This window comes from Kitasatospora sp. NPDC058406, assembly GCF_042722765.1.
In the GTDB taxonomy this organism is placed as follows: Bacteria; Actinomycetota; Actinomycetes; order Streptomycetales; family Streptomycetaceae; genus Kitasatospora.
The window spans coordinates 1-22,742 of sequence record NZ_JBHXKE010000152.1 but is presented as its reverse complement, the minus strand read 5'-3'; the positions used below and the strand labels follow the sequence as shown (position 1 = coordinate 22,742).

The window sequence follows — 22,742 nt, the reverse complement described above, 5'->3', positions numbered from 1 at the left end:
GCACGGTACTTCTCCTGACTGCGGGGGCGGGGGCGGGGGCGGGGGCGGGGGCGGCGGGATCATTGCCGGGGGCCGGGGGCCGGGGGCCGGGGGCCGGGGGCCGGGGGCCGGGGGCCGGGGGCCGGGGGCCGGGGGCCGGGGGCCGGGGGTAGGGGCCGGGGTAGGGGCGGGCGGGGCCTCAGTCGGCGCCGGGCCGGCCGATCCACGTGCGGGCGAGGGTCTGGACGGCGGCGCCGTCCCGGTCGGCGAGCTTCTGCGCCAGGTACGCGGCGGCCCAGTCGTTGGTGGGGACGCGGAAGGCGGGGCGCTCGGCGCGCAGGGTCCGCACGACCACCTCGGCGACCTCCCGGGCCGGTTGCCCGGCCGCCTCCCAGCCCTGGCCGCCCACCCAGGCGAGGTAGTCGGCGAAGGTGGGCGCGTACGGGCCGGAGGCGGCCTGGATGGTGGTGCGGTCGATGTCCGGGAAGATCCCGAACCGGGTGTCCGGCACGAAGCCGGGGACGACGACGGAGACCCTCACGCCGTGCGCCCCGGCGACCGGGGCCAGGCTCTCCATGAACCCCTCGACGGCGAACTTGGCCGCGCAGTAGGCCTCGTTGAACGGCTGACCGACCACCCCGTGCACGCTGCCGACGGTGACCAACCGGCCGCCGGACGCGCGCAGCAGCGGCATCGCGGCCCGGCTCACCTCGACGACGCCGAAGAAGTTCACCTCCAGGTTGGCCCGCAGCGCCGCCGTCGTCGACATCTCCAGCGTCGGGTCGGAGTTGGAGACCCCGGCGTTGTTGACCACCGCGTCCAGCCGCCCGTACGTCCCGGCCACGCCGTCGAGGCAGGCGGCGACGGAGGCGGCGTCGGTGACGTCGAGCCGGCGGACGTCCAGGGCGACGCCGGCCCGGCCGGCCGCCTCCGAGAGCTCCCCGGCACGGTCCGGGTCGCGCAGGGTCGCGACCGCGGTGTACCCCGCGCGGGCCGCGGCGACGGCGGTGGCCAGACCGATGCCGGACGAGGTGCCGGTGATCAGCACGACGGGCCCGGTCATGACGCCGTCTCCGTCAGCTCGGGTGCGGCGTCCCCGGTGCCGCCCGCGTCCCCGGTGCCGCCGGTGCCGGCCGCGCCCCCCGCATCCCCGGTCCGCTTCTTCTCCCGGGCGGCCGCGTCGAGCAACGGCTGGATGCCGAGCGCGGGAAGGAAGGAGCAGGCGGCCAGCAGGGTGCCGCCGGCCATCACCCAGCGTGCCGCGTCCCGGATCCCCAGCGGGTCGGTGAGCGCGGAGACGGCCAGGCCGCCGACCAGCGCGGCCAGCGGGATCACCCCCCAGGTGACGGTCCGGAACGCCGCGTGCATCACGCCCTGGTGCTCGGCGGACATCCGGGCCTGCCGGGTCGGGGCGCTGCACACGTTGATGCAGGACATGAAGAAGCCGTAGCAGCCCATCGTCACGGCGATCACCGGCCCCGGCGGCAGGGCCGGCGCGGCCAGCACGCCGAGCCCGACCAGGCAGTGCAGCAGCAGCGACCACGCCAGGGTCCGGCCCAGGCCGAGCCGCTCGCTGATCCGCGGCGCGACCACGGCGCCGGCCAGCGCGCCGACGGCGCCGACCGACATGGCCGCACCGAAGACACCGACCGAGATGCCCAGCCCCCGGTAGGCGAGGACCGGCAGCACGGTGACGAAGATCGGCCCGCCCGCGTTGAGCGTGACGGCAGCCAGCACCACCCGGCGCAGCACCGGATCCGCCCAGTTCAGCCGGAAGCCGGCCGTCAGCCGCTCCCAGACCGTGCCCTCGACGACCGTCCGGCCGCCCCAGGGCTTCATGGAGCGGAAGCAGGCCGCGGAGACCAGGTAGCTGGCCGCGTCCACCAGCAGGGCGGCCACGCCGAGCGCGCTGTACAGACCGGCCGCGATCGAGGGACCGGCCACCTCGGAGACCGAACTGCTGCCCTCCAGCCGGGAGTAGGCGCGGACCATCTGGTCCTTCTCCACCACGGCGGGGACGGCGATCAGGTAGCCGACGTTGAAGAAGATGGTCGCGCCGCTGATCGCCGCCACGCAGCCGAACAGCAGCGCCGTGGACAGGAAGTCCAGCCAGTACGCCAGCGGGATCACCAGGACCGCCACCAGCCGGACCAGGTCGCAGACGAGCATCGTCCGGCGTTTGTCCCACCGGTCGACCAGCACACCGGCCACCGGCCCGAGCAGCGGGATGCCCAGGTACTGCGCCATCGCCACCACGCCGACCTGGAGCGCGGAGGCGTGCAGCACGAAGATCATCAGGGTGGGGACGACGAAGACGGTGATCCGGTCACCGACCACGCTGACCGTCTGGCCCGCCCAGAAGAGGTTGAAGCCGCGGCCCAGGCCGCCCGGCCGCTGCGGGCTCACGAGCCCTCCCGGACGGCGAAGGTGGCCGTCTTGCCGGTGCGGTCGTTGCTGACCAGCTCGTCGACCGGCCGGACCCGGAAGTTCTCCGGGTCGTGCTGGAAGGCGGTGCTGAGCGTGAACGTCGCGGAGAGGAGCTCGGCGCGCAGCCCCTCGGCGTCCACCGCCGCACCCGGGTCGGTCAGCAGCAGGACGTCCACGCCGGTGGCGCGCCCGCCGTTCTCGGTGATCACGACCTGGGCCCGGGAGACGCCCGGTTCCCGCTCCACCCGGGCGACCAGCTCGTCCACGTGCAGGCCGAGGCCGCGTACCTGGACCACGCTGTCCCGCCGCCCCAGGACCCGCATCGCCCGGCCCGGCCGGCCGCACGGGCACGCGGTCAACTCGCCCGCGTCGCCGGTGCGGTAGCGCAGTACGGGGTTGAGCATCTCCGGGTCGAGCGTGGTGAAGTCGAGCAGCCCGTCCGGGCCGGCGTGCACCAGCTGCGCGGGCAGCGGGTGGAAGGTGTCGGCCGGGCAGTCCGGAGTGTTGGTGCCGACCACCCAGGTCTCGGTGGAGCCGAACATGCCCCAGCGGCGGGCGTCCGGTGCGACGGCCGCCATGTCCTCCTCCAGCTGCGGCTGCCAGGCCTCGCCGAGCCAGAGCACCTTGCGCAGGGTGGGCAGCTTGATCCCGGCCGCGCGGGCGTGGGCGAACCAGAGCCGCAGCACGCTCGGCGTGCCGCCGATCGCGGTCACCCGGCGGTCCGCGAGGAAGGCCAGCCAGTCCGGGTACTCCTCCCGGGTGACCGAGCCGAGCGCGATGATCCGGCAGCCGGACAGGTCGGCGAGTCCGGCGGCGAGGAAGTGCGCGCCCCACATCCGCCCGGCGCCCCAGGCGTTGACGAACACGTCCTCGCGGTCGAGCGGCTGCCAGTGCGCGTGGACGCCGGCCATGTAGAAGCCGGTGGGCGCGTAGCCGACCTTGGGGGCGCCGGTCGAGCCGCCGCTCTGGAACAGCCAGGTGGCGCCGGACTCGGAGCGCGGGTCCAGGTGGGCCAGGGCGGTGTTCAGATCGTCCTTGACCAGCGGGGGCAGCGCGGCCAGCTCGTCCAGGGTGCGGACGCTGCCCGGGCGGTCCGCGTAGCGCGGTGCCAGCGCGGGGACGGTCCGCAGCCGGTCGAGGGTCCGGCCGGCGACGGTCAGGTGCGGCTCGGCCGCCTCGGGCGGCAGGGAGAACGCGTCGGTCATCGGGGGTCCGTTCGGGGGGTCGTGGTCGTGGTCGGCGTCGGCGTCGGCGTAGGCGTCGTGATCGGGGCCGTGGCGGCCGTGGCGGCCGTGGTGGCCCTGCCGGTCGGGGCCGTGGCGTTGGCGAGCCACTTGGCGTGGGCGTCGCGGTAGGCGGTGAACCGGGCGCGCGTGACGTCCCGTTGCAGGGTGCGGCCCGGGTCGGACCAGTCCGGGGCGATCACCCCGTCCGGCTCCAGCTCGGAGAACCAGTACCGCTCGCCGTCGTACAGGAAGTCGACGCAGAAGAACGGGATCTGCAGTTTCTCGGCGAAGTACGCCGTGGCGGCAGCCAGTTCGTCCGGCACCGGTGGGAACTCCATCGCCCCGCCCCGGCTGGCGTTGGCCACCGGCGAGCCGGGCTCCGGGATCCGCTTCATCACCGCGTACGGCTCGCCGCCGACCACGTAGACCCGGTAGTCGACGGTGCCGTCGCCGAGGTACGGCTGGGCGACGAGGGTGGTGTCGCCGCCCTGGGCGAGGCTGGCCAGGCCCCGGATGTCCTCCGGACCGCGGGCCAGGTTGATCCCCCCGCCGCCGCACCAGCCGGCCGGCTTCACGATGGCCGGGTAGGTGAGGCCGCCCAGCGCCACCTCGTACAGGTGCTTGCTGATGTCCCGGCCGGTGCCGATCCGGACCGACGGGATCGCCGGCACGGGGGAGTCGGCGAAGTGCAGGACGGTGGCGACCTTGTCGTTGCCGATCAGCGAGACGTGCGGCGGGAACGGCAGGTAGAAGCCGGCCTGTTCGAGCACCGCGTAGAGCGCGTACTGGTTGAAGACGTCCATCGACTGGTAGGGCAGCGAGTAGAGCGCGGTGATGAACAGGGTGTCCTGCGGGGTCACCGGCTCCTCGTCCACGTAGACCAGCGGACGGGCGGGGTCGGAGGCGTCCACGGTCACCGCGTCGGGCGAGTGCCGGCACCAGGTGAGGCCGAGCTCCTCGGCGACCTCCGCGTAGAGGTCCCAGAAGAAGTGGTGCCAGGTCGCGGACATCCGGCTCGACTCGCGGTCGGGGAAGATCCAGCACATCCGGCGCAGCGGGCCGGAGCCGTCCGAGGAACCGGGGGCGTGCGCGGGGCCCGCCGGGTTCTCGGTGTCTGTGGGGTGTGCGGGGTCAGTGGGGTGTGCGGGGCCGGTGGGGTTCACCGTGCTCCTTCCGGGGTCGTCGGGTGCCCGGCGTGCCCGGCCCACCAGCGGCGGCCGGGCTCCGGGAGGGTGTCCACCGGGTCGTAGTACGGGTGGCGCCGGTCGAGCGGGTCGTCGCCGTCCGGGCCGCCGCCCTCGCGGACCTCCAGCTCGGTGCGGTAGTTCTTGGTCCAGTACGAGATGCCGCGCTCGCGGTCGTACCCCACCGCCTGGTGCACCCAGCGCTTGCCGAGGTCCGGCACGTCGCAGACCAGGCGGGGGGTGGCGTAGCCGGGGAGGTAGCCCATGATCGCCTCCTGGAGCCGCTGCGCCTCGTGCACCGAGGTCCGCCAGTGCTCGGCGTTCGGGATCATGTCGCAGAGGTAGAAGTAGTACGGCAGGATGTTCGCCTCGCCCTGGAGGGCGAAGCAGAGGTCCAGCAGGTCGCCGGGGGTGGCGTTGACGCCGCGCATCAGCACGCCCTGGTTGCGGACGTCGCGGACGCCCGCGTCCAGCAGCCCCCGGGCCGCCTCGGCCACCAGCGGGGTCACCGACCGGACGTGGTTGGCGTGGGTGTGGACGGCCAGGTTCACCGCGCGGCGCGCGGCGACGGCGGCCACCCGGGCCACGCCCTCCCGGATCTGCGGCTGGAGCCAGTGCTGGGGCAGTCCCACCACCGCCTTGCTGGCGAGCCGGATGTCGCGGACCGACTCCAGTTCCAGCAGCCGCAGCAGGAACGACTCCAGCTGCGGCCAGGGCACGTTGGCGAGGTCGCCGCCGGAGACCACCACGTCGCGCACGGCCGGGGTGCGCTTGAGGTAGTCGAGCATCTGCTCCTGCCGGTGGGCGGGCCGGAGCACCAGCCGCTTCTTGGCGACCTGGGCCGTGGAGGTGCCGACCAGGTCCATCCGGGTGCAGTGCCCGCAGTACTGCGGGCAGGTGGAGACCAGCTCGGCCAGCACCTTGGTGGGGTAGCGGTGGGTCAGGCCCTCGACCACCCACATCTCGGCCTCGTGCAGCGAGTCGCGCTCGGCCCGGGGATGGCTGGGCCACCGGGGGTGCCGGTCGGAGCGGACCGGCAGCATGTACCGGCGGACCGGGTCGGCGAGGAACGCCTCGGTGAACGCCTCCGGCACGGTCGGGGCGCGCGGAGCCACGGTGTTGAGCATCTGCGGCGGGAGCAGGATCGGCATCGTCGCGAACTCGGCCTGGTCGGCGAGGAGTTCCTCGTAGAACCGGCCGGTCAGCAGGTCGCCGACGACGGCCCGCAGCTGCCGGACGTTCTTCACGCAGTGCGCCCGCTGCCACTGGGCGTCCCGCCACTGGGCCTCGGTGACGTCGCGCCAGCCCGGCAGTCTCCGCCAGTCCGGTTCGACCAGCGGGGTCCGGACGTACTGGTACGGCTGCCCCGTCACGGGGTGTGCGGGGGGTACGGGGCGGTCCATCCGGCACTACCGGCCGGTGAAGAGCGTGGCGAGGCGGGTCCGCAGCTCGCGCTTGAGCACCTTGCCGGTCGGCCCGAGCGGGAACTCCTCGGCGGTGCGCGCGATCCGGACGGCGGCGAGGGCGGACAGTCCGGCCCCGGCCAGCGCCTTGTTGGCGGCCTCCTGGACCTCCTCGGCGCCCACCTGATCGGCTTCGTGCTGCAACTGAACCACTGCGACGGGGAGTTGCCCCTTCCCGGCGCCGCCGGGCACGCCGATCACCGAACAGTCCCGCACCAGCTCGGCGCAGTCGGCCAGCAGTACCTCCTCGATCGGCAGGCTGTAGACCGGCCCCGCCACGGTGTCGACGACGTCCACCGTGCGGTCGAGGTGGTAGAAGGAGCCGTCCGCGTCCCGCCGGGCGACGTCCCCGGTGAGCCAGTAGCCGTTCAGCTCGAAGCTGCCGGTCAGCCTGGCGTTGTTCCAGTAGCCGGGCGTCCGGGACGGCGTGACCACGCCGAGCAGCCCGACCGTGCCGTCCGGGACCTCGGTGCCGTCCTGGTCCAGCACGGCCGCCTTGAGCACCACTTCGAGCGGCTTGCCGACGCACCGGTCGTTGCGCGTGCTCTCCGGCGTCGTCACCTGGCCGAACAGCGCCATGCCCATCTCGGACGACCCCAGGCCGTCGACGAACTGCGAACCGGGCAGGGCGGGTTGCTCGGCCTTCTCGCTCGGCAGCAGCCAGGGCCGGATCAGCCCGGCGGGCCGTTCGCCCAGCCCGACCAGCCGGCGGATGTGCCCGTAGTGCGCGCTGTCGCCGGTGTTGAACCAGGAGTGGACCCGGGCTGCGCCCGCCACCGGCAGCTCCCCGGTGGCGAGTTCGACGAACGTGCGCGGGAAGGAGGCCACCATGGTCGGCAGGAACGCCTCCATCACCGGCTCCACCACCGCGCGCCGCCAGTCGGACATGACGACCGTCGGCAGACCGAGCAGGGTGGCGGTGAGGAAGTAGCTCAGCCCGCCGGCGTGGGTGTGCGGCATCAGCGACATCAGCCGGTCGTACGGCTCGGCGGGGAACCGGACCATCCGCGGCTGCTTGCCGTCCCAGAACTGGCGGTGCGCCAGCATGGTCGACTTGGGCGTGCCGGTGGTGCCGGAGGAGTGGATCAGCCCGACCACGTCGTCCGCCGCGTGCCGGTACGGGTACGCCTCGGGGAGTCCGCCGGACGCGGCGGCGTCGAAGGCCTGGATCTCGGCGGCGAGCGCGAGGAAGCGGGGCCGGCTCCGCGGGTCCTCGCGGTAGGCGGCGGCCAGCCGGGTGGTGTCGTCGGCGACCACGCCGACCACGCCGACGTGGTGGAGGTAGCGGACCATCACGTCGTGCCGCATGGCGTCGTTGACCAGGGCCGGGACGGCGCCCAGCGCGGTGAGCGCGAGGAAGTGCAGCAGCGGCTCCAGACCCTCGCCGACCACCACGGCGACCGGCTCGCCCGGGCGCACGCCGTTGGCGTGGTACCAGGCGGCGTACCGGTCGCGCAGGGCGGCGAGGTCCAGCAGACTGTGGCCGCGCAGCACCACGGCGCCGCGGTGGTCGGTGTGGTGGCTGAACGCGAACGGGACCGCGCGGTTGGGGTTCACCGCGATGGCGTGTTCGAGGAAGTTGCCGGCCCCGAGCTCCGGCTCGGTCATCAGACGCTCCCGGGCGGCGAGGGGCGCGACGGGGCTCGGGCCGGCGGGCTGGATGGAACTCTGGTCGCTCATGGCGTCTCCTGAGGGGGTGGCCCGCCGCGGTTCTTGTGGAACACACGGGGCGGGCCGACGGGGGGTGGGAGAACTGGTGCTCGGCGGACGGGTTCGTGCGGTGGTGCGGGTCCTGTGCGGCGGTGGTGCGTTCGTCCGGTCGTGCTCTCCGCGGCAGGTGGTCCCCTCCGCCGGTGGGGTGGCGCGGCGGTGGTGCGGGGCGCGGCGGTGGTGCGGGGCGGAGCGGGGATCGCGGTGGTACGGGGAAGCGCGGCGGTGCGGGGTGGTCCGGGGTGGTGGGGTGGGTGCGTGGCGGTGCGGGGTGGTCCGGGTGCGGCGGGCCGCGGCTCAGCGGTGGTCGCCGAGGATCTCCGCGACCACGCGGTGGCCGGAGCGGATCGCCCCCTCCATCAGCCCGAAGAACTCCGTACTGGTCTCGGTGCCGGCCCAGTGCACCCGGCCGTGCGGTGCGGTCAGTGCCGGGCCCTGCCCGAGCCAGTCGCCGGGACCGAACAGTGCGGCGTAACAGCCCCTGCTGTAGGGCTCGTTGACCCAGTCGGTGACATGGAACCCGATCGGCTCCGGGAGCATCGGGAAGAGCCGGGCGGCCTGCGCGACCGCGGTGGCCCGCTGCTGCTCCGGGCTGCGCGCGGCGAACCGGTGCGCCTCGGCGCCGGTCACGAAACCGGTCAGGACCCCGACCCCGTCGGCCGTCGGCGAGTCGTCGACGGTCGAGAGCAGCGGGCCCTCCGCGTTGACCGACCACCCGGAGAGTCCGTGGTCGCGCCAACCGGGCGACGGATAGACCAGGTTGACCTTCACCGCGCAGCCGCGCCCGGTACGCGCGCCGGCCCGGGGTCCGGGCGGGGCGGGCCGGTGGTCGAGGCCGTCGGCCAGCAGCGGGGGGAGCGCGACCACCGCCGCGTCCGCCCGGTGGACGCCCCGCCCGGTGCAGACGGTGACCCCGTCGGCGTCCTGGTGGACCGCCACGGCGGGTTCGCCGAGCCGCAGTCGCGCGCCCGGTCGCTCGGACAGCCGTTCGGCGAGCCGCTCGCACAGCAGATGGGCGCCGCCCGCGACGCGGTCCTGCTGGGCGCCGCCCTCGAAGGCGTTGAGATAGCGCAGACCGCCGCCCGACCGGAGGTAGAAGGCCATGTGCAGGACGGAGAGTTCGGCCGGGTCGGCGGCCATCATCTCGCCGAGGAAGAGCGGGAAGAAGAGCCGGGCGTCCGGGTGGGTCAGGTGCCGGTCGGCCCACTCGGCCGCGGTGAGGGTGTCCAGGCGCTCCGCGTCGGGGGTGAGCCACGGCGCGTCGGGCCGCACCGCTGCGGTGAGTTCGGCCAGCCGGTCGAAGAGGTCGCCGAGTGCCACGGCGTTGAGGGGTGGGAACCGCCCGTCGCGGGTGGCGTGTTCGGGTCCGCCGAGCGCGAAGCGGCTGGCGCCGAGCATCGTGGTCGGCGTGGTGTCGAGGCCCGACTCCTTGAGCAGGGCGAGGAGTTCGGTGTGCCGGTCGCCCAGGTAGGCGGCGCCGGCGTCGACCCAGGAACCCGGGGCCACCTCGTGGCCGTGGATCCGGCCGCCGACCCGCTCGCGTGCTTCGAGCACGGTGACCTCGACCCCGCGGGACGCGAGCCCGTTCGCGGCGGTCAGGCCGGCGAGGCCGGCGCCGACGACGACGGCGGAGCGGACGCCCGCCGGGCCGGAGCCCTGCGGGGCGTCGTGCTGTCTCCCGGAGTCCTGGGGGGCTTCGTCCTGCCCGGCGGCCGTGTCCCGGCCGCTCATCCGGCTGCCGCGATCAGCTCGGCGAGGCCCTCGGGGGTGGGTGCGAGCACGAAGTCCTCGAAGGACAGCTCGACGCCGTACGTCCGGGCGACCGCGCTCAGTACGCGGGTGGCGATGAGCGAGTCACCGCCGAGGAGGAAGAAGTCCGAGTCCGCGGCGACGTCGGTGGTCTCCAGGACGCGGCGGAAGATCGCCACCACGTCCTCGGCGTCGGCGGAGGTGGTGTCAACGCTCATCGAGGCTCTCCTTTTCATGGACCGGCAGGTGCCGCCTGTCGGCGCACCTGGTGGGGTGTCGGTGAGGGGCCCGGCGAGGGGCCTCGGGACGGGTCCTGCCCGGGGATCTGCCCGGGGCCCGCCCCGCGTGCGGGGTGTGTCCGTGTGCGGGGGTGCGCCTGGTGCCCGCGGTTCGGCGGGCCTGCGGTCCTGCGGGCCTGCCCGCAGGCACGTCGGCGCGTCGGCGCGTCGGCGCGCCTAGTGCGGGGAAGGCGTCGCGCGTGCCGCCCGGAGCGGCTGCGCCGGGTACACCGGATGCGGTGGATGCGCCGGGGCGGCCGAGTGGCGGCGGTGGGAGCCCGCCCGGTCGACCTTGCCGCTGGCGGTGAGCACCAGCTCCGGCACGACGGTGATCCGGCTGGGCACGAGGTGGCCTGGCACCCGACTGCTCAGGTAGGCCCGGACGTCGGCGTCCAGCGTCCCCGCCGCCGCTCCGGCGCGCGGCACCAGGTACGCGACCAGGGCGGACCGGCCGGCCACCGTCGCCCCGGCCACCGCCACCGCGCTCACCCCCGGGTGGCCGGCGATGTGCGCCTCGACCTCGGCCGGGTCGACCCGGATGCCGCGCACCTTGATCTCGCTGTCCAGCCGGCCCCGGTGGGTGAGCACGCCGTCCGGCGCGCGGCTCACCCGGTCGCCGGTGCGGAACCAGCGCTCGCCGTCGACGACGGTGAACCGGGCCGCGGTGGCCTCCGGCAGCCCGTGGTAGCCGGCCGCGACGGCCGGGCCGCCGATGACCAACTCACCCTCCGCGCTGATCTGTTCGACGACGTGCGGCAGTGCCCGCCCGATCGGCGCGGGCTCGCCGGCCGTCCAGTCCGGTCCGGACGAGGGTGCTCCTGGTCCGTGCAGGTCGACGGCGTGGGTGATCAGCGTGGTCTCGGTGCAGCCGTAGGTGTTGAGCAGGCGGATCCGCCCGGTGTCGAGGCGGCTCCAGTCGGCGAGCCTGGCCGGGTTGGCCGCCTCGCCGCCGATGACCAGCAGCCGGACCGAGTCGGGCAGGCCGGCCTGCTCCTCGGTGAGGTGGAGGACCAGTTCGTGCCAGAACGCGGTCGGCAGGTCGAGGACGGTGATCCGCTCGCGCCCGACCATCCGCAGGAACCGGGGGAACGATCCCGAGTGCGCCTCGTCGTCGAGGACGAGGGCGGCGCCGGTGGTGAGCGCCGGGAGGATCTCCTCGAAACAGGTGTCCCAGTTCAGCGACGCGAACTGCAGCACCCGGTCGTCGGCCGTGAGGCCGAACAGTCCGCGCAGCGCGTGCACGGTGGCGGAGATCGCCCGGCGGGGCGTCACGACGGGTTTCGGCTGCCCGGTCGAACCCGACGTGAAGAGGAGGTAGGCCGGCTGCTCGGGGTCGGCCGGTCGCCGCCGTTCGGGCTGCGACGGAGCCGGCGGACGCGGGGGACCCGCCGGCTCCGCGGGCTCCGACGGACCGCGCGGATCCGCCTGAGCCGCCTGAGCCGCCTGATCGGCCTGACCCGGCGCGGCTGCGTCGGGTGCGGCTAATCGCGGCAGGTCGACGATCTCCGGCCCGGACGACCCGGACGACCCGGATCGGGCGTCGGGGTCGGTGACCGGCGCTGCGAGCCCGGTGCGACACCCCACCGCCGACAGCATCGCCTGTTGGCGCTGCGGCGGAAAGGCCGGATCGACCGGGCAGTACACGCCGCCGGCCGCGAGCACACCGAGCAGTCCGACGACCGTCTCCGGCGCATGGACCGCCGGGACGGCGACCACACCGGGCCCGGCCCCCAGCCGGACGGCCAAACTGCTTGCCAACTCGTCGAGTTGGCGATAACTAAGGACGCGTCCGTGGTGGACGATCGCCGGCCGTTCGGGAAATCGCCCGACGGTTTCCGTGAACGCGTCAATCAGGTCGGAAGTGGCCCCGTTGATGTTGCGGTTATTTGTCATGCCCGCCCCAAAGAATGCCGTGCGAGCACTTGTCGGTGCTCGGCGGAGCGGGACTCTACCTTCGAACATGCGTGGCCACAATGCTTGTTGAGGATGTCGCTTCAAGGATGTGTGGTTGACATGTGAACGTGACGCGGTCCACCTGGGTGGGTTGCTGGGGCCCGAGTGGCTTCGAGTGGTAGTCGCCCGGATGCGGGGAGTGTTCGTCGTTTCGGCGATGGAACCCTCCGGTGCGTACACGATCCGAACCGCCCTCCGTTTCGCGAGGGTTGCCCGGCCCGGATTCCTGATGGATCGTCAAAAGCATGGTCCGTACAGGAACATGTCGGGCGTTTCGGCCGGTCGTGGCCGGGGGGACGGACCTCCGGCCCCGCCGCGGCCGAAGGTCCGGGGAAAATCCGGCACGGGTGCTGGATTTCACGGAAGAACGCCGACGGACCGTCGGGCGGGCGGCTGTCGGCGGCGAGCGGTGTCCCAGACCTCGCTCGACCCGAAGTGGACGTCGTACCGGTCCTGCAAGGGCGTCAGCCGGTCGAACGGCTGCCGCCCCCAGGCCGCTTCCGCGAGTTCCCGGAAGTACCCGAAGCGCTCGACCCCCGGCGACGCGACGACCAGGAGGTCGGTCGGGCTGCCGGCCGCCGCCCCGAAGGCGTGCGGCAGCAGCGGCGGTACCGACACCACCCCGCCCGCGGCCACGGTCACCAGGGAGTCGCCGAGCAGGAACTCCGCCACGCCGTCGAGGACGTAGAACAGCTCCCAGGACACCGCGTGGTGGTGCGGCCGGGCGCCGTCGGCCCCGGCGCCTAGCGTCAGCCGGTTGGCGCCGTACGAACCGCCGGTCGCGTCCGCGTCGACCAGCAGGCCGAACGCGCCGCCCGCCGGCAGCGCGAGGCGCTCCGCCTCCTGCGACCGGACGACCAGGGCGCGTGGTTGATCCGCGGTCATGGCTCTCCCCTCTCCCCTCGGGATCACGTGTACGGCACCATTCGACCCGGGGAGCGATCACCGGACCAGAAGCAGTCGGAGCGGGCGGTGATCACCGATCGAGATGAGTGGGGGTCCGCGCATGGAGCTCAGGCAACTGCAGTACTTCGTCGCCGTGGCCGAGGAGGGCGGGTTCGGCCGGGCCGCCGAACGGCTGACCATCGTGCAGTCCGCCGTGAGCCAGCAGGTCCGCCGCCTGGAGCGCGAACTCGGCGTGGTGCTCCTCGACCGGTCCACCCGGGGGACCCGCCTGTCCGCCGCCGGTGAGCGCCTCCTCCCGCAGGCCCGCGCCGCACTCGCCGCCGCCGAGCAGGTCCGGCGCACGGCGGCCGGCATCCGCGCGGGAACCGACGGCGTCCTCCGCCTCGGCGCCGTCCAGACCCCGGGGACCCGCCTGGACGACGCCCTGGCGCGGCTCGCCGACCGCGCACCCGGCCTCCGGGTGCGACTGCGGCAGGGCCCGCCCGCCGAGCGGCTGGAGGCCCTGCGGACGGGCGGGCTGGACGCCGCCCTGTTCCGCGCGGTCACCGCGCACCCGGACCTCGACCTGGTCCCCGTCTGGCACGACCCCCTCCACGTCGCGCTCCCGGCGGACCACCCCCTGGCGGCCGAGGACGAGCTCCGCCTCGACCGGCTCGCCCACCTGCCCCTGCGGCTCGCCTCCCGCGACCGCAACCCCGCCTTCCACGCCCTCGTCACCGACGCCTGCCGCGGAGCCGGCATCGACCCGCCGCCCGGCGAACCCTTCACCACCCTCCGCGAGACCCTCGCCGAGATCGGCTCCGCCACCACCCCCTCCTGGACCGTCTTCTACGAGGTCAACGGCCTCCCCGACCTCCCCCGGGTGGCCGTCCGCCGGCTGGCCGGGCCGACCGTCACCACCTCCCTCGCCCGCCCGGCCGGTCCCCCCGCGCCGGCCCTCCGCCATCTCCTCCACGCCCTCGGCGCGCCCCGCGCAGCCCACGCGCCCCACCCGTGATCCCCGCGGGCACCGCCGGGGCGTTCCCGGGCCGCGGCGGCCGGCGGTCCCGCGTTCCGTCGGCGGACGCCCGCCCGCACCGTCGGCCCGGACGTGACCCGGATCACGTCCGGGAGAAAACCCGCAGGCCCGACGGGGCGTCTAGTAGGTGTGAAACGGGTTGGGGCGGCAGCGCCGCAGGAACTGGACGAGGAACACCTCCTACGACGGGTGGCCCGGGGCGACCGGGCCGCCTTCGAGGAGTTGTACCGGCGCACGTCGCCGTGGCTGGCCGTGCGGTTGAACCGCCGCTGCACGGATCAGCAGATCGTCGCCGAGGTCATGCAGGAGACGTACCTGGCGGTGTGGCGCGCGGCGGGCTCCTTCGCCGGGAGCCGGACCGGAGGGACGGCCGTCGGCTGGCTGTGGACGATCGCGGCCCGCCGCCTCGTCGACGCGTTCCGGCGCAGGGCCCACCACGCGGAGCCCCCGCCCGCCGCGGCCCCGCACCCCGTGGCGCCCGCGGCCGAGGAGGAGGCCCTGGTGGCCACCGTCGGCGGCGACGTCGGGGACGCGCTGCGGCGCCTCGCACCGGAACTCCGGGAGGTACTCCAGGCCATGGTGCTCGACGGGCTGTCCGTCCGGGAGACCGCCGTCGTCCTCGGACTGCCCGAGGGAACGGTCAAGACCCGCGCCCGCCGGGCCCGGATCGCGATGCGGGAGGCACTGGGATGAACGTGGAACACGCGTCGGCACGACTGATCGACGGATACGCGCGCGGCGACACGGACCTCGTCGCGGACGAGGTGTGGGCCCTGGAGGCCCACCTGGAGGGGTGCCGCCCCTGCCGCGACCGGCTGTCGGCCGCCGTCCCGGCCGCCGCGCCCGCCCTGGCGGCGCTGACCGACACCGTCTGGTCCGATCTCGAACACCAGCTGGCGACGACCGCCCCGTCGGCCCCGCGCCGGCGCCGGGCGCGGCTGTCGGCCTGGACGACGCCCGCCATGACGCCGTGGCTGGCCATGGTCGTGGCCGTGACGCTGCTCGCCCTGCTGCTGGACCTGGCGGGCCCCGGCTCAGGACAGGTGTCCCTGATGCTGCTGCTCGCCCCCGTCCTGCCCGTGTGCGGCGTCGCGGCCTCGTGGTCGCGCGGCCTCGACCCGGCGTACGAGCTGACGGCCTCCACCCCGAGGGCGGGGCTGCAACTGGTGCTGCGGCGCACCGCCTCCGTGCTCGTCGTGGTGATCCCCGCGCTGCTGGCGGGCGGATGGGTGACGGGGGTGACGGCCGCCCAGTGGCTGCTGCCCTGCCTGGCCTTCACCTCGATGACCCTGGCGCTCGGCGGGATGATCGGGGTGACCCGCGCCGCCGTCGTCCTGGTGGCCGCCTGGGCCGCGGTCGTGGTGGCACCGACCCTGGCCACCAGCCGGACGGCCTTCGCCCTGCGGACGGACGGCCTGCCCGTGTGGGGGCTGATCCTCCTGCTGGGCGTCGGCGTCGTCCTCGCCCGCAGGGGCGCCTACACCGTGCTGGGCGCCCACCGGTGAACGTTCGCGAGACGCCCCGCCCCCGAGCCACCCCCCACCCCCGAGAGACGAGGAAACGCACGATGCCCGCAGTGAGCAGGGCCGACATCGCCCCCACGGCCTACGCCTGGGAGATCCGGGCGACCGGACTGAAGGTCAGGGTCGGCAGGAAGCGGATGGCCGTCGACGGGCTCGACCTGTCGCTGGGCACCGGCGTCCACGGACTCCTCGGTCCCAACGGGGCCGGCAAGACCACGCTCATCCGGGCCCTGGCCACCGTGCTGCGCCCCACCGGGGGCGCACTGGAGCTGCTCGGGGAGCCCGCGGGCGGACCGGGCGAGCACCGCGCGCTGCGCCGCCGGATCGGCTACCTTCCGCAGGAGTTCGGCTACTACAAGCGCTTCACCGTGCGCGAGTTCGTCGAGTACATGGCCTGGTTGAAGGAGGTGCCGACGGCGGACATCCCCGCGGCGGTGCAGCGGGCCGTGGAACGGGTCGGCCTGGCCGACCGCGCGGACGAGCGGATGAAGGCCCTGTCGGGCGGGATGGTACGGCGGGCCGGCATCGCCCAGGCGATCGTCAACGACCCCTCGATCCTGCTGCTCGACGAGCCGACGGTCGGTCTGGACCCGGCGCAGCGGCTCCGCTTCCGCGGGCTGCTCCAGGAGCTGGGGACGGATACCTGCGTGGTCGTCTCGACCCACCTGGTGGAGGACGTGGCCGCGGCCTGCACCGACGTGGTGCTCTTCGCCGAGGGGCGGCTGGTCTTCCAGGGCACCCCGGACGAGCTGGCCGCGGCCGGCGGCCCGGAACACGTGGGAGACAGCCCGCTGGAGCGCGGCTACTCGGCCCTGCTCGTCGACCCCGCACGCACGAGGGGCGCCTGGTGAACCTCCGTATCCTCCGCATCGAGCTGCGGCGTTCCGTCGCCCCGTGGGCCGGCGCCGTCGTGGTGGCGTTCGCCCTCGCGTTCCTGCACCTCGTGCCCGGAGCGTGGTCGAGGGGCACCACGCTGTGGACGGCCCAGTGGACCTCGATGGCCCTGTGGACCCGGTTCCTGCTGCTGTTCCTGTGGCCGCTCGCGGTGGGTCTCGGGGCGCTCCAGGGGCTGCGCGACCACCGCTCGAAGACGGCCGAACTGCTGGCCAGCACCCCGAGACCCGCACGGCACCGCGCGGCCGCCCTGGCGGGCACGACGGCGTTCGCGCTGGTCTCGGCCTTCGGGCTCGTCCTCCTCGTGGGTGCGGTGCGGGTGCTCGCCGGAGACGCCGCGTACACCCACCTCGGCTGGCTGCCGGTCTCGCTGGTGGGGGCGCTCGCGCTGGTCGCGGGGGCGGTCCTGGGCATGGGGGTCGGACGGGCGCTGCCCTCCGTCCTCACGCCGCCCGCACTGGCCGTGGGCGCCTTCGTGGCCGTCAGCCTCCTGCGGCAGACCACGGACGCCGCGGTGCCGTCGTCCGCCGCGCCGAACCGCCTCGCGCTGCTGTCGCCGGCGGTGTCCGAGGTGCGCCAGACGGTCTTCACGCTGTCCGCGTCCGTGCACCTCGGACAGACGCTCTGGCTGCTCGGCCTGGCCGCGACGGGCTTCGCGCTGCTGGCCGCCGCCGGCCCGCGCGCCCGGCTGCTCGCCTTCACCCCGCTGCTGGCGGGCGGCGCCGTCGCCCTGCTCCTGCTGCCGGCCGACCCCCGCGCCACGTACGTCGTCGACCGGGCCGCGGTGACGCAGGTCTGCGACGGCCCGGTGTGCGTGACGGCGGCCCGGCAGGCACGGCTCGCGGGTATGGCCGGTCCCGGCCGGGAGGCGCTGCGCCTGCTGCGCGGGGCCCTGGGCGACGCGGCCCCCGTGACCGTCCGTGAGACCACCGTCCCGAGGGAGCTCCTCGGCGAGGCGGAACGGTCGCGCGACGCCCTGCTCGTCGACTTCGGCGACGAGGTGTTCGGGGGCGCGTCGGGCGAGCGGCTCACCCGGGCCCTGACGGGCCAGGGCCTGGTGCCGCTGTGCCACGCCCGGAGCTCCGCCGAGAGCGGCACGCTGGAGGAGGCCGTCGCCCAGAGCGTCGCGGCGGCCTGGGTCCTCGGAGGGGAGCTCCGGCCCCTCGACGGGACCATGTACACCCTGAAGGACTGGAACGCCATGGCCCGCCCGGTGTGGGAGGAGCTTACCGCGCTGCCCGGGCCGGAGCAGCGGCAGCGGATCGGCGCCCTGCACGCCGCCGCGGTCTCCTGCACGGACTTCCCGTTCGCCGCACTGACCGCCGGCAGGGTCCAGTGAGGTGGCTGACGCTGTACGCGCGTTCGCGGCGGGTACCGGCCGCCCTCGCCGTGGTGGCGGTCGGCGCGGTGGCGGTGTGGACGCTCGCCCGGCTGGGCGGCGGGCTGCCCGGGGACCCCCTGCCGTCCACGCTCGTCCTCGCCGCCGGGGCGACGGCGTTCTCGGCCGGCCTCGCCGGACAGGACCACGCGTTGGACCGGACGGCCGCGATCCGCTGGTGGCCGCGCCGGGCGGCGCACGTCCTGCTCTGCGGGGTCGTCGTCGGCGCGGTGGTGCTGGCGGTGCAGGTGGTGAGCGGGCAGCCGGCCGCCCCGGCCCTCGTCGTGCGCGACATCGCGGGGCTGATGGGGCTCGTGGCGGTCGGGGCGGCCTGCTGGGGCGCGCAGTTCGCGTGGGTCCTGCCGTTCGTGTGGCTGTCGTTCGCGTTCGTCCTCCCGCCCGCGACGGACCCGGCGACGCAGGTCCTGACCTGGATGCTGCTCCCGCCCGGCACGGCCGCCGGTACCTGGACGGCCCTCACCCTGGCCGCCGTCGGCACCACCGCCTACGCCACCACCGGCCCCCGCCGCTGACCACCCCCCGGACCCCACCCGGCCACCGCACCGCCCCCGCCCCCGTCATCGAGCGGGGGCGGGGGCGGGGGCCGTCCGGGGTGGGTCAGTGGAGCCAGGGGCGGGTGCGGACGGCGGGGAGGGCGGTCCAGCGGTGGCCGAGGCCCCAGGTGGTGCCGGTGCCGGTGACGGCGAGGACGGCGAGGAGCAGGGCGTAGACGAGGTGGTAGTCGATCAGCGGGTTGCTGGAGCCGCTGGCGGTGCCGTCGGCGAGGTGGCGGGCGGGCGGCCACTCGGCGGCCCACATCAGGGCGAGGAGGGCGGTGCCGCCCACGGCGGCGATCCGGAGCCCGATCCCGCCGAGGAGGGCGAGGCCGAGGCCGAGCAGGCTCGCCATGAACAGCCAGTCGACCCAGGTCTGACCGGCCATGGCGTGGAAGGTCCCGCGCAGCGGGCCGGCGGCGACGTGGCCGAGGAAACCCTCGGTCGGGGAGGCGCCGTCGAGCCAGGCACGCCCCGCGGCGGTGGCGTAGCCGAGGCCGAAGGTCTTGTCGAGGAAGGCCCAGAGGAAGACGGCGCCGAGGGCGATGCGGGCGGTGGCGAGGGTGGCGGCGGTCGCGAACGGGGCCCGGGTGGTGGCACCGTCCTCCGGGCGGCCGGTGCGGCGGGGCGTCAGGGGTGTGGGGGCAGGGGTGTGCTGGGTGGCCATGACGGCTCTCCTCGGTGGGGTGGCGCGCCGAGCGGCTGCGCCGAAGTGCCCTGGTGGGGTGACGTGGTGGGGCGGTGGTCCGTGCGTGCCGCCGCCGGGTGCGGGGCGGGCGGCGGGTGCCAAGGGGCGCGGTGCGGTGGCGCTGCGGTGCGTCGGTGCAGGGTGGCGCACGCTGCGGCCGGGTCACGGCCGGTGGGCCGGGCGGTGCTGTGGAGCTCCGGCCCGGGCGTCTGCCGACAGCTTGCACCGGGGGTGCCGGGCGGGTCTGCGGGCCGTTGGTCCCTGATGTCGGGACAAGGGTCCCGAGGGCGACCGGCGCCACAGCGTGGGCGGGTCAGCGAGGTGGAGGGTCGGGCCCGACCGGGAGCGGTGCCGGGCCGCCGTGCAGGATCGCCCAACGCCCCTCCGGGCAGGTGGCGTTGGCCGTAGGCGCCGAGGCGGGCGCCGTCGCCGGGGGCGCGGGCAGCCGGATCCGACCGGTGCGGCGGTGGCGGGCCTGCTGACGGCTGAAGGTTGTCCCGTCACTGGTCTTCGACAGCACGAGAGTGGCCGGCCGGGTTCCCTCTGGAGGGACGGTGACCTCGGTTCACCCCTGCGACCGCACGAGCGCGACAGCGGGCAGCAGCCCTTCTCCTGACCACCTGCGGACCCCCTGACCTGCGGAGATGAGCAGAACCCCTGTTACTGTGCGCCAATGTCAACGATCAAACAGTTCCAAGTGGCCTTCGACTGCGCGGAGCCTGTGCGCCTCGCCGCCTTCTGGTGCGAGGTGCTGGGGTACGTCCTGCCGGCGGTCCCGGAGGGCTTCGCCACGTGGGAGGAGTGCTACCGCTCGCTGCCGCCCGAGGACGCGATCTACTTCGCGTGCACTGATCCCGCGGGTGTGGCTCCGCGCCTGCTCTTCCAGCGAGTTCCCGAAGGCAAGGTCGTCAAGAACCGGGTGCATCTCGATGTGCGGGCCGGCGTCGGGCTCGTGGGTGACGAGCGCCTGGCCGCGCTCGAGGCCGAGTGCGCACGGCTGATGGTGCTCGGCTGATGGTGCTCGGCGCGAAGCACGTGCTGACGCAGCGCGCCGATGGCGTCAACGAGTCGTGCCTCACGATGCAGGACATCGAGGGCAACGAGTTCTGCCTCGCCTGATTTCTCCTCCGAGACTGCGAGGTGGGGAGCCCTCTCCCGGGAACTCAGGCCCCGCATGCGGCGGGAGTCATCCCGTGAGAGCGAGGTTGTGCGGGCGGGCAACGCCGTGCATCGCGTGGCGCACACCGTCGCCTCTCGGGCGGCGGTCGCGCAGGATCTTCCAGGTCTTCATCCGGGCGAAGGCGTGCTCGACGCGGGTGCGAACCCGTTGGTGGTCGTGGTCGTGTTCGGCCTGCGAGTCCGTCGGTTCGCCTCCTCTGGGACGGCGGTGCGGGATGACGAGGCCGGTTCCGGGGCAGCCGCCGTCGGCGGTCGTGGTTGTTCGGCCGACGGCGGCTCCGGCCCCGGATTCCTCCCCTGCCCTGCAGTCGTTGCGGTTGCCGGGCAGGGGTCGGCCCACCGCCACGACCAGGCGGGTGGTCCGGGGCGGTCCGGGGAGTGGGTGCGCCGCCGAACGCCGCCGAACGCCGCCGCCCGCAGGAGCCGGTGAAGGGCCTCGGCGGCGGACGGAGCGTCCCGGGCCCCCGGCCGCCGCCGAACCGCGACGAGGCGACTGTCCGTCAATTCCAGCTCGAGTGGAGCGGCTTGCCCTCGGCGTAGCCGGCGGCGCTCTGGATGCCGACGACGGCCTTCTCGTGGAACTCCTCCAGGGAGGCCGCGCCCGCGTAGGTGCAGGAGCTGCGCACGCCGGCCACGATCGAGTCGATGAGGTCCTCGACGCCCGGTCGGGCCGGGTCCAGGAACATCCGGGAGTGCGAGATGCCCTCCTCGAACAGGGCCTTGCGCGCCCGGTCGTAGGAGGAGTCCAGCGACGTGCGGTCCCGGACGGCGCGGGCGGAGGCCATGCCGAACGACTCCTTGTACCGGCGGCCGTCGGCGGTGACCTGGAGGTCGCCCGGCGACTCGTGGGTGCCGGCGAACCAGGAGCCGATCATCACGTTGGAGGCGCCGGCGGCCAGCGCCATCGCGACGTCGCGCGGGTGGCGGACGCCGCCGTCGGCCCAGACGTGCTTGCCGAGCCGGCGCGCCTCGGCGGCGCACTCCAGGACGGCGGAGAACTGCGGACGGCCCACGCCGGTCATCATCCGGGTGGTGCACATCGCGCCCGGTCCGACCCCGACCTTCAGGATGTCGGCGCCCGCCTCGACGAGGTCCCGCACGCCCTCGGCGGTGACCACGTTCCCGGCGATCAGGGGCACGCCCGGGTCGAGCGCACGGACCAGGCCGAGCGCCTTGAGCATGGCCTCCTGGTGCCCGTGCGCGGTGTCGACGACCAGGGCGTCGACACCGGCCTCCAGCAGGCGGGCGGCCCGGCCGGGCACGTCGCCGTTGATGCCGACCGCGGCCGCCACCCGCAACCGGCCGGCGGCGTCGACGGCGGGTGCGTAGAGGGTGGCGCGCAGCGCTCCGGTGCGGGTCAGGATGCCGACCAGCCGGCCGGCGCGGTCGACCGCCGGGGCGTAGCGGTGGTTGGCCGCGTCCAGCTCGGCGAAGGCGCCGCGCGGGTCGGCGGCGGCGGTGTCGGCGTCGAGGAGCAGCAGGTCGCGGGACATGACGCGGTCCAGCGGGGTGAAGCGGTCGACGCCGGTGAGGTCGCGGTCGGTGACGACGCCGACGGGCCGGTGGGCGTCGTCGACCACCACGCCCGCGTCATGGGCCCGCTTGGGGAGCAGGGCGAGCGCTTCGCCGACCGTCTGCGCGGGGCCGAGGACGATCGGGGTGTCCAGGACGAGGTGACGGCTCTTCACGAAGGCGACGGTGTCGGCGACCAGGGCCGGCGGGACGTCCTGCGGCAGTACGGCGAGCGCGCCCCGGCGGGCGACCGTCTCGGCCATCCGCCGGCCGGCGACGGCGGTCATGTTGGCGACGACCAGCGGGACGGTGGTGCCGGTGCCGTCGTTCGAGGAGAGGTCGACCTCCTGCCGGGAGCCCACGGCGGAGCGGCCGGGGACCATGAAGACGTCGTCGTAGGTGAGGTCGTGACCGGTCGGAGGGGTGGCCGACGGGCGGCCGGTGCCCGGTTCCAGGAAGCGCATGGGTCGTCCGCCAGGGTGGGGAGGGGGGCGGGTGCGGGGTGCACCCGCCCCGGGTCGGAGGCGCGGTTCACGGTTCACGGTTCGTGGTTCAGGTGCGTGGTTCGTGGGTCGGAGGCGTGGTTCGTGGAGGGCGGGTTGCCGCCCGCTCTCTGCCGGCCGCTGACCGCCCGCGGGTCAGCGGCCGGCCGCGGCGCGCAGGGCCTGGGCGCGGTCGGTGCGCTCCCAGGTGAAGTCCGGCAGCTCCCGCCCGAAGTGCCCGTACGCGGCGGTGGCGGCGTAGATCGGCCGCAGCAGGTCGAGGTCACGGATGAGGGCGGCCGGTCGCAGGTCGAAGACCGCGGCGACGGCCGCGCCGATCCGCTCCGGGGCGACGGTCTCGGTGCCGAAGGTCTCGACGAAGAGGCCGACCGGCTGGGCCTTCCCGATCGCGTAGGCGACCTGGAGTTCGCAGCGGGTGGCCAGCCCGGCGGCGACCACGTTCTTGGCGGCCCAGCGCATCGCGTACGCGGCGGAGCGGTCGACCTTGGACGGGTCCTTGCCGGAGAAGGCGCCGCCGCCGTGACGGGCCATGCCGCCGTAGGTGTCGATGATGATCTTGCGGCCGGTCAGGCCGGCGTCGCCCATCGGGCCGCCGATCTCGAACCGGCCGGTCGGGTT

19 protein-coding genes and 2 pseudogenes are annotated in these 22,742 nt (G+C 74.9%); 7 read left to right on the top strand and 14 right to left on the bottom strand.

Going from position 1 to position 22,742, the window contains the following annotated elements; all coding sequences use genetic code 11:
• Positions 1 to 178: 178 nt before the first annotated feature.
• The 10 genes from ACFWOG_RS26540 to ACFWOG_RS26495 all read right to left on the bottom strand — a co-directional run bounded on the left by ACFWOG_RS26540 (position 179) and on the right by ACFWOG_RS26495 (position 12,854).
• Positions 179 to 1,042 carry an SDR family NAD(P)-dependent oxidoreductase gene (locus tag ACFWOG_RS26540; protein ID WP_329951947.1) on the bottom strand — a complete coding sequence of 288 codons (864 nt, stop codon included), beginning with the start codon at positions 1,040 to 1,042 and terminating at the stop codon, positions 179 to 181.
• Positions 1,039 to 2,385 (bottom strand): MFS transporter, encoded by a 1,347-nt coding sequence (locus ACFWOG_RS26535; protein ID WP_329951948.1) that lies wholly within the window; start codon positions 2,383 to 2,385, stop codon positions 1,039 to 1,041. Before ACFWOG_RS26535 ends, ACFWOG_RS26540 begins: the two co-directional genes overlap by 4 nt.
• Positions 2,382 to 3,611 carry a phenylacetate--CoA ligase family protein gene (locus tag ACFWOG_RS26530; RefSeq protein WP_380361226.1) on the bottom strand — a complete coding sequence of 410 codons (1,230 nt, stop codon included), beginning with the start codon at positions 3,609 to 3,611 and terminating at the stop codon, positions 2,382 to 2,384. The genes ACFWOG_RS26535 and ACFWOG_RS26530 overlap by 4 nt, the downstream gene beginning before the upstream one ends.
• The gene (locus ACFWOG_RS26525) at positions 3,608 to 4,795 is read right to left on the bottom strand and encodes a RimK family alpha-L-glutamate ligase (protein WP_380361225.1); all 1,188 of its coding nucleotides are present in this window, start codon (positions 4,793 to 4,795) and stop codon (positions 3,608 to 3,610) included. The genes ACFWOG_RS26530 and ACFWOG_RS26525 overlap by 4 nt, the downstream gene beginning before the upstream one ends.
• Positions 4,792 to 6,219: a KamA family radical SAM protein gene (locus tag ACFWOG_RS26520; protein WP_380361224.1), complete on the bottom strand. Its 1,428-nt coding sequence runs from the start codon at positions 6,217 to 6,219 to the stop codon at positions 4,792 to 4,794. The genes ACFWOG_RS26525 and ACFWOG_RS26520 overlap by 4 nt, the downstream gene beginning before the upstream one ends.
• A 6-nt stretch (positions 6,220 to 6,225) precedes the next feature.
• Positions 6,226 to 7,959, bottom strand: coding sequence for a class I adenylate-forming enzyme family protein (locus ACFWOG_RS26515; protein ID WP_329951951.1), 1,734 nt, complete (start codon positions 7,957 to 7,959; stop codon positions 6,226 to 6,228).
• Positions 7,960 to 8,286: 327 nt separating this feature from the next.
• Positions 8,287 to 9,720, bottom strand: a complete 1,434-nt coding sequence (locus ACFWOG_RS26510; protein ID WP_380361223.1) for a flavin monoamine oxidase family protein — start codon at positions 9,718 to 9,720, stop codon at positions 8,287 to 8,289.
• Positions 9,717 to 9,956, bottom strand: a complete 240-nt coding sequence (locus tag ACFWOG_RS26505; protein ID WP_329878174.1) for a phosphopantetheine-binding protein — start codon at positions 9,954 to 9,956, stop codon at positions 9,717 to 9,719. Before ACFWOG_RS26505 ends, ACFWOG_RS26510 begins: the two co-directional genes overlap by 4 nt.
• A gap of 237 nt (positions 9,957 to 10,193) precedes the next feature.
• Entirely contained in the window at positions 10,194 to 11,909 is a 1,716-nt protein-coding gene (locus ACFWOG_RS26500) for an AMP-binding protein (RefSeq protein ID WP_380361222.1), read from the bottom strand.
• Positions 11,910 to 12,326: 417 nt separating this feature from the next.
• Positions 12,327 to 12,854 (bottom strand): cupin domain-containing protein, encoded by a 528-nt coding sequence (locus tag ACFWOG_RS26495; RefSeq protein WP_329951954.1) that lies wholly within the window; start codon positions 12,852 to 12,854, stop codon positions 12,327 to 12,329.
• 121 nt (positions 12,855 to 12,975) lie between these two features.
• On the opposite strand from ACFWOG_RS26495, the gene ACFWOG_RS26490 reads away from it, so the two are divergent.
• From ACFWOG_RS26490 to ACFWOG_RS26465, 6 genes are all read left to right on the top strand, one after another.
• Positions 12,976 to 13,872 carry a LysR family transcriptional regulator gene (locus ACFWOG_RS26490; protein WP_380361221.1) on the top strand — a complete coding sequence of 299 codons (897 nt, stop codon included), beginning with the start codon at positions 12,976 to 12,978 and terminating at the stop codon, positions 13,870 to 13,872.
• A gap of 150 nt (positions 13,873 to 14,022) precedes the next feature.
• Entirely contained in the window at positions 14,023 to 14,586 is a 564-nt protein-coding gene (locus ACFWOG_RS26485) for an RNA polymerase sigma factor (RefSeq protein WP_380361220.1), read from the top strand.
• A complete protein-coding gene (locus ACFWOG_RS26480; RefSeq protein WP_329951956.1) occupies positions 14,583 to 15,398 on the top strand; it encodes a zf-HC2 domain-containing protein in 816 nt (271 codons plus the stop codon). Before ACFWOG_RS26485 ends, ACFWOG_RS26480 begins: the two co-directional genes overlap by 4 nt.
• 62 nt (positions 15,399 to 15,460) lie before the next feature.
• On the top strand, positions 15,461 to 16,267 hold the full coding sequence (locus ACFWOG_RS26475) for an ABC transporter ATP-binding protein (protein ID WP_329878184.1): 807 nt from the start codon (positions 15,461 to 15,463) through the stop codon (positions 16,265 to 16,267).
• Positions 16,264 to 17,649 (top strand): hypothetical protein, encoded by a 1,386-nt coding sequence (locus ACFWOG_RS26470; protein ID WP_380361219.1) that lies wholly within the window; start codon positions 16,264 to 16,266, stop codon positions 17,647 to 17,649. Before ACFWOG_RS26475 ends, ACFWOG_RS26470 begins: the two co-directional genes overlap by 4 nt.
• A complete protein-coding gene (locus ACFWOG_RS26465) occupies positions 17,646 to 18,221 on the top strand; it encodes a hypothetical protein (RefSeq protein ID WP_329951958.1) in 576 nt (191 codons plus the stop codon). Before ACFWOG_RS26470 ends, ACFWOG_RS26465 begins: the two co-directional genes overlap by 4 nt.
• An 85-nt stretch (positions 18,222 to 18,306) precedes the next feature.
• Here ACFWOG_RS26465 and ACFWOG_RS26460 read toward each other — a convergent pair whose 3' ends face one another.
• Positions 18,307 to 18,909, bottom strand: a complete 603-nt coding sequence (locus tag ACFWOG_RS26460; RefSeq protein WP_380361218.1) for a hypothetical protein — start codon at positions 18,907 to 18,909, stop codon at positions 18,307 to 18,309.
• A 694-nt stretch (positions 18,910 to 19,603) separates the two neighbouring features.
• Here ACFWOG_RS26460 and ACFWOG_RS26455 point away from each other — a divergent pair.
• Positions 19,604 to 20,049: pseudogene (locus ACFWOG_RS26455) on the top strand (VOC family protein).
• 67 nt (positions 20,050 to 20,116) lie between these two features.
• Here ACFWOG_RS26455 and ACFWOG_RS26450 read toward each other — a convergent pair.
• The 3 genes and pseudogenes from ACFWOG_RS26450 to ACFWOG_RS26440 form a co-directional block, all read right to left on the bottom strand.
• Positions 20,117 to 20,467 (bottom strand): annotated as a pseudogene (locus ACFWOG_RS26450) (transposase family protein); the annotation flags it as partial.
• 142 nt (positions 20,468 to 20,609) lie between these two features.
• Positions 20,610 to 22,085: a GuaB1 family IMP dehydrogenase-related protein gene (locus tag ACFWOG_RS26445; protein ID WP_380361217.1), complete on the bottom strand. Its 1,476-nt coding sequence runs from the start codon at positions 22,083 to 22,085 to the stop codon at positions 20,610 to 20,612.
• A 174-nt stretch (positions 22,086 to 22,259) separates the two neighbouring features.
• Positions 22,260 to 22,742, bottom strand: a 483-nt coding sequence (locus tag ACFWOG_RS26440; RefSeq protein WP_380361216.1) for a methionine adenosyltransferase domain-containing protein, incomplete at its 5' end; no start/stop codon positions are given.